General features: G+C 54.1%; 3 protein-coding genes and 1 pseudogene. 1 reads left to right on the forward strand and 3 read right to left on the reverse strand.

What is annotated here, in order from left to right:
- From EOB49_RS37005 to EOB49_RS28660, 3 genes are all read right to left on the reverse strand, one after another.
- On the reverse strand, positions 1 to 224 hold a 224-nt coding region (locus EOB49_RS37005), incomplete at its 3' end, for a hypothetical protein (protein WP_206526150.1).
- 148 nt (positions 225 to 372) lie between these two features.
- Positions 373 to 957: a hypothetical protein gene (locus EOB49_RS28655; RefSeq protein ID WP_127382953.1), complete on the reverse strand. Its 585-nt coding sequence runs from the start codon at positions 955 to 957 to the stop codon at positions 373 to 375.
- Positions 954 to 1,994, reverse strand: coding sequence for a hypothetical protein (locus tag EOB49_RS28660; RefSeq protein WP_127382954.1), 1,041 nt, complete (start codon positions 1,992 to 1,994; stop codon positions 954 to 956). Before EOB49_RS28660 ends, EOB49_RS28655 begins: the two co-directional genes overlap by 4 nt.
- Before the next feature lie 166 nt (positions 1,995 to 2,160).
- On the opposite strand from EOB49_RS28660, the pseudogene EOB49_RS28665 reads away from it, so the two are divergent.
- Positions 2,161 to 2,362: pseudogene (locus EOB49_RS28665) on the forward strand (calcium-binding protein); the annotation flags it as partial.

Here is a 2,362-nt window from a genome sequence, read left to right on the forward strand (position 1 = left end):
GGCCAAGGCTTGGTGACCTCGACCGGCAGCGGGGACGCTACCGCTTTCAAACGAAAAGCCCGCCACCTTTTGGGGAGCGGGCTTTCCAAAACTGTCATTTTCTTGATTAGGTTCCGGAAGAAACCGTAGACGAGCTGGGCGAAGCCGTTACCGACGACAGCCGCTGACGTTTCGTGAAAACGGGCTTCTGATAGGTCTTCTTCATCGACATTCCCCTTTGCCAATCCGCAATGTGTCACTCTTTGCCTTCGACCGGCCAGCGTGTCAATCGCTCGACAAAAAAGCCCGCCACCTCGCGGCAGCGGGCAGGTCTGTAGTAGCTGGGATCAACCAGCATAGGTCAAACGAGCGGCGGATCGGTTGGTTGCCGGGCTATCGCCCTTCCGTTGAAGACGCGTCCCATTCAACGACGGGAGGTCCATCTACTTGCCGCAAGCCCTTCATCGCTGACAACCGCTTTTCCGCTGCCTCCTCTTGCGTCGCTTGGAACTCTTTGTCTGCGGATCCGTCAATCAAGACCTTCTGTAATCTGACGATGTCGTAATCCCGCCAGACCACGAGCCCCATTCGCGCAAGGGCCAACACCATGCCACCGGCCAATAAGCCCGACATGAGGCGACGCACTTTTTCCGGCCAAAGAGCGACTACCGGTGGAGTCACAACGACGAGGTAAATGAGTACGCCGACCAACACCACGTTGATAAGTAAGATTGACAGGTACTCCTGCTGGAGCTTTACAATCTTTGCGGTCAGGTTCTTTCGCCCTTTGGGTTCGAGGCTCTTCCAGTCGAGGGTAGGCATACCTCGATTAAGGCGCACGAGCACGGCAGCAGCCATTATCGAGAGCGCTACTGTGGTAGGCTGAAAACCAAGAAACAAGTCTTGAAGGTCTACCCGCCAAGCGGCTAATCCGGCCGCAAGGCCGACAGCTATGAGCGTTAGCAGCCTGAACGTCATGCCACTATCTTACCATCACGAACAAACCGTGAATACACCTCCTGGAGCTGATCGGACACATTATTAAAATCCAAGAGGTTCGAACCGACGTGAGGAAGGTCGAAGGGCATGTTCGTTCGTAGGATCGCATCACCGTCAGAGAGCTTCCCATCCCGACCTTCGACCTGAACCGTCCCGTCGGTTATGTCAGCCAAATCGTTTGCCAGCTTTTTCAAATTGGCTTTCGATTCCTCGGTCCTCTTGCCCCGAACCTTGACCGAGGCGTCAACCGTTAGATACTCATCTGGGCCGAGACTGGCCACGAGGGACTCAGTTTTGGCGGGTCCTAAAAGGGCTTCCACGATAGGTAGGGCTTGTTGGAATTGCACAAACCGATCCCCGACAGACCGAAGCGTTCGGCGGATGACTGAGCCTTCCGGCGGAGCATCGATAGTGTCAACTCTAAAGCTTGGGACCGTGCTACCCTTAACCCGGAGGTTCCTGATGTCGCCGATATCACCCGATATTTGAGATCGGTCGAATTCCGATTGCAAAGTGAAACTCCCCCCGGGTGCCAACCCATTCGGATGACTTTTAATTAGCCATTCGAAATGCCCCCGCAGCAAATCGGACGTCATTCCGCTCGTTTTCACGAAGAAAAGGTGATCGCCGACAGCAAGCCAATAGGCCATTCCCCTCAGAAACTGGGAACCGGCAGGAGCCACCCTTTCGTCTAGGTTGAAAACCTCTGCTTTAGTCTTGTCGGAAAGCTCCACAGTGGAGCGTTGAGACTGCAACAGTGCCTGAAGCCCCTTTGTATCGACAAGACAAACCTCGCCAAACACCGCGCTAGAAAGATCAGCGACTTTATTTAGAACGAGCTGTCGCGCGCCATCGGTATCCAGCGTTTGGACACGGTCTACAACCCGTTCCCACAAAGACGCGCCCTGCGGATTCTGTTGATCCAAGACAGACCGGCACAGATGCTCAAGTCTCTTACCCTCGTGGTTGGTTACAACGAAGTGTCTGTAGTGAACGATATGATAAGCTGACGGCATTTGCCTCCCCCCGTCCCGAAAAACGGGGGAGTTAACATGTAATCCATAGCCTTTGGCAATCAAGATTCGCGACCACGGACGATTCAAGCTGCGATCAAACGCTCACGCCGAGATTCGACAACAAATTAGAAAGCGTGCATATTCCCCAAAGATGGGGGGATAATTAATGCGCTTTTTTCTTAAGGCAGCGATTTTGGCTGCCGTATTTATGTCGGGTTGTTCAGCCGATTACTTGAACCACTACGATAGCGTCACTCTGGCGGCCGGAGAGGCGAACCACTCGAATACGCTTTTGCAGACAGTGGATCCATTCAACCCCAACAGCCAGAACACGCACATCGAAGGCGATGGAGCCCGCGCCGTTGCAG

Source organism: Mesorhizobium sp. M7A.F.Ca.MR.148.00.0.0 (assembly GCF_003997735.1).
Classification (GTDB): domain Bacteria; phylum Pseudomonadota; class Alphaproteobacteria; order Rhizobiales; family Rhizobiaceae; genus Mesorhizobium.

Excerpts from the sequence above, each read along its gene's own strand:
- EOB49_RS28655 (WP_127382953.1), bottom strand. The coding sequence starts at position 957 with ATGACGTTCAGGCTGCTAACGCTCATAGCTGTCGGCCTTGCGGCCGGA.
- EOB49_RS28660 (WP_127382954.1), bottom strand. The coding sequence starts at position 1,994 with ATGCCGTCAGCTTATCATATCGTTCACTACAGACACTTCGTTGTAACC.